At 60.6% G+C, this 3,683-nt stretch carries 4 protein-coding genes; 3 read left to right on the top strand and 1 reads right to left on the bottom strand.

Features of this window, described 5'->3' with window-relative positions:
• From KA248_15730 to KA248_15740, 3 genes are all read left to right on the top strand, one after another.
• On the top strand, positions 1–812 hold an 812-nt coding region (locus KA248_15730; protein MBP7831358.1), incomplete at its 5' end, for a PAS domain-containing sensor histidine kinase.
• A 29-nt stretch (positions 813–841) separates the two neighbouring features.
• Positions 842–2,170 (top strand): sigma-54-dependent Fis family transcriptional regulator, encoded by a 1,329-nt coding sequence (locus tag KA248_15735; GenBank protein ID MBP7831359.1) that lies wholly within the window; start codon positions 842–844, stop codon positions 2,168–2,170.
• A gap of 179 nt (positions 2,171–2,349) precedes the next feature.
• Positions 2,350–2,748 carry a prepilin-type N-terminal cleavage/methylation domain-containing protein gene (locus KA248_15740; protein ID MBP7831360.1) on the top strand — a complete coding sequence of 133 codons (399 nt, stop codon included), beginning with the start codon at positions 2,350–2,352 and terminating at the stop codon, positions 2,746–2,748.
• A gap of 170 nt (positions 2,749–2,918) precedes the next feature.
• Here the strand turns inward: KA248_15740 and KA248_15745 are convergent.
• A partial coding sequence (locus KA248_15745; GenBank protein MBP7831361.1) for a class I SAM-dependent methyltransferase occupies positions 2,919–3,683 on the bottom strand: 765 nt, incomplete at its 5' end.

Genomic DNA, 3,683 nt, shown 5'->3' on the forward strand with positions numbered 1-3,683 from the left:
CCATGTACGTGGGATTGTCCATCTCGCCGCTCATGGTCAGCGGCAGCGTGGAAGGATATGTGTTCATCTTCCAGGATCTGACCGACATCAAGCGGCTGGAGAATGAGCTGGAGGTGCAGCGGAAAATGGCGGCGATCGGCAATCTCTCCGCCGCCATCGCCCACGAGATCCGCAATCCGCTGGCTTCGATGATGGGTTCGATCCAGGTGCTCAAGAACCAGTTGACCCTGTCATCCTCACAGGGTCACCTCATGGACATCGTCCTGCGCGAATCCCATCGTCTCGACCGAATCATCGCCGACTTTCTGCAGTACGCCAGCCCGCGCCGCTTTTCACCGAAAGTGTTCGACATCGGCGCGCTGCTGCAAGAGACGATTTTCCTCTTCAAGAACAGCCCGGAGGTGCGCGACGGGCACCGCATCGAGTACATCGGCTGCCCGTCCGGCCTGGATTTCCACGGCGATCCCGACCAGATCAAGCAGGTCTTCTGGAACTTGTGCACCAATGCCATCAAGGCGATGCCCGCCGGGGGCACGTTGCGGATCGATTGCCGTCCCCAGGAGGGGGGGCTTATAATAGAGTTCCGCGACACGGGCCGCGGCATGGGGCCGGCCGAGCTGCAGCAGCTCTTCGAGCCATTCCAGAGCCGCTTTCCCAGCGGCATGGGCCTCGGCATGGCGATCGTGTACCGGATCGTCTCCGATCACCGGGGCCGGATCGAGGTGGAGAGCGCGCCCGGTCAGGGGACTTCGGTGCGCATCCTGTTCAAGACGGAAACGATCAATCCACGGAGAGAGGCGGTGCCGGAGTGAACCTGCTGATCGTCGACGACGAACTGAGCATGCGGGAGCTGCTCGAATTGGTGTTCACCGAAGAGGGCTACACCGTGGCCACGGCGGAATCCATCGGCCAGGCGGTGCGCGTGCTGGCCGATCAGCCGGTGCATCTCGTGATCAGCGACATGCGTCTCACCGACGGCAACGGCCTGGAATTATTGCAACACATCCGGGAACGGTATCCCGAAACGCTGTTCGTTCTCATCACCGCCTTTGCCTCGGCCGACAGCGCCATCGATGCGCTGAAGTTCGGCGCCTACGATTACATCACCAAACCGTTCGACATCGACGACCTCAAGAAAATCGTCCAGAACGCCCTGCGGCAGCCGGCTGCGCAGAAAACACCCGCCGGAAGCAGCCCGGCCGGCGGGCCCGAAGCGCCGGCCATCATCGGCGTGTCACCGCAGATGATCAAAATCTACAAGACCATCGGGGTCATCGCGCCCACCGACAGCACGATCCTGCTCACCGGCGAGAGCGGCACCGGCAAGGAGATGATCGCCCGGGCGATCCACGAGGCGAGCCCGCGGAAGCACTTCCAGTTCGTCTCCATCAACTGCGGCGCCTTCCCCGAGACCCTCCTGGAAAGCGAGCTGTTCGGCTATCAGAAGGGCGCATTTACCGGCGCCGTCGCGAACAAGCGGGGACTGTTCGAAGTCGCCCACCGCGGCACGTTGTTCCTGGACGAGATTGCCGAGACCACCCCGCCCATGCAGGTCAAGCTGCTGCGCACGCTGCAGGAAAAACGGATCCGCCGGCTGGGCGGCACCGAGGAGATCCCCATCGACGCGCGGATCGTCGCGGCCACTAACAAAAATCTGGAAGAGCGGATCCGCGATGGTTCCTTCCGCGAGGATCTCTACTACCGGATCGCCGTGATCCCCATCCACCTGCCGCCGCTGCGCGACCGCCGGGAGGACATCCCCGCCCTGGCCAACTATTTCCTGAAGCGGTTCAATCTGAAGATGGGTAAAAACATCCGGGGCATCGCGCCCCCGGCCATGGAACGGCTCATCCTGGCGGAGTGGAAAGGAAATGTGCGCGAACTGGAAAACGTGATCGAGCGCGCCGTGGCGCTGGAGACATCCGAGCGGGTGGAGGCCGACCGCCTGCCGCATCTCGCCGCGTCATCCGCCCCGCCGCCCGGCACGATGCCCACGGAAATCGCCGATTCCGGTTTTGAGTTGGAGCCGTATCTGGAGGACGTCGAAAAACGTATTATCCTGATGGCTCTTCAGAAAGCCGACGGCGTTCAGGTGGAGGCCGCCCGGCTGCTGGGAATCACCTACCGCAGCTTTCGCCACCGGGTGCAGAAATTGGGGATCGATAAATGAGCCGCCGATGATTTACATTTTTTGTCAACTCCGTTGACAATTTTCGGGACTGGTGCCACAATAAATCCGTTCAAACCATCGATTTTGCGTGTGTCGCGTGTTTCGAAAAACCGGGATCTTTTGGTATCTGATTTGCTAAAGAAAGATCTGGAATATCACATTTACCCCAAGGAGGTAGTATGAATAAGAAAGGTTTTTCGCTGATTGAGTTGCTGATCGTCATCGTGATCATCGGCATCATCGTCATCATCGCGGTGCCGAGCCTGCTGGAATCCAAGCGCGCCGCCCAGGCCACCGCCGCCCAGGCCACCCTGCGCAACATCGCGTCCGCCCAGGTGGCGTACTCCTCCAAGTCCACCAACCGGACGTACGGCACCTTGCAGAACCTGCAAAGCCAGGATTTCCTGGATCGCCGGTTCTCCGCAAGCCCGACCAGCTTTGACGGCTACAGCTTCACCAGCGAGGCTACCACCACGTACTTCACTGTGACTGGTACAGCCGAGGACACCGCCAACCCCAACTTCTACATCAACCACTCGATGGTGGTCCACTACACCAACAACGATCCGGTAAAGTAAACATCGTCTGACATTGGGAAAAGGCGAACCTTCGGGTTCGCCTTTTTTTTGGCTCCGGCACCGATTCCGCCGATCCTTGTTGCTAAGTTTGCCTGCAGCCCTCTCCGGGAGGATGGGCCACTTCGAATCCGCCACGTGCTAACTGGGGTGGATCCCCTGCCGACGCGGATTCATCCCTGATCCGTCACCGTCTTCCCGCTGGAAGTTGAGTCGGCCTCTCCGGTTTTTTGAGCGACGAACTCCACGGTCGCTCCCGTCCTCAAGACCGACTCGAGCGCGTCCACAGCCACGAAGCCTGCCCCTGTCAGAACCACGAAGACTCTCTGGATGATCAACCCCAACCGGCCCCGGGCGGAGTTGTGGACCCGGTTCCCTTTCATGTCTTCAAAGAGCGCGTCCCGCCGTGTTTGGAAGAGGTTCAACAGGCTCTGTTGAAATCCGAACGGATTCTGTTCCGGTGAAAAATATCGCTCGCCCAGGATTCGCAATCCCCGCGCCTCCGCCTGTTTCCGGAAAGCCGCCGGCGGAAGGAAACACAGGTGCCTGGGTGGATCGAGGTGAAACCAGTTGGCGCGGAACATCCGTGCCTGCAAGCTGGCGATATTCGGGAAAGACAGCACCAGGAACCCGCCCGGGCGCAGAAAATTAACCGCCATCTCCAGGACATCCCGCGGATTGTCCAGGTGTTCAAATACATGAAAGAGGGTGACGGCGTCCAGGCTGGCGGCCGGAAAATCCGATTGGTCCAATGTGCCGGTCTTCAACCGGATGAATGGGTAGCGCGAGGTCCTTTCCGCCGCAGGGCCCGGCAGTTCGACCCCGTGGAGCTCGAAGGAACCTAAAGCATGCAGCGCCCGCAAGAACCCACCGTTCCCGCAGCCGATATCCAGTACCCGCGCCCGGTCTGGCAAGAGCTTGGCCAGGCGGACGGCCCG

Source organism: Kiritimatiellia bacterium, from assembly GCA_018001225.1.
GTDB lineage: Bacteria > Verrucomicrobiota > Kiritimatiellia > CAIQIC01 > JAGNIJ01 > JAGNIJ01.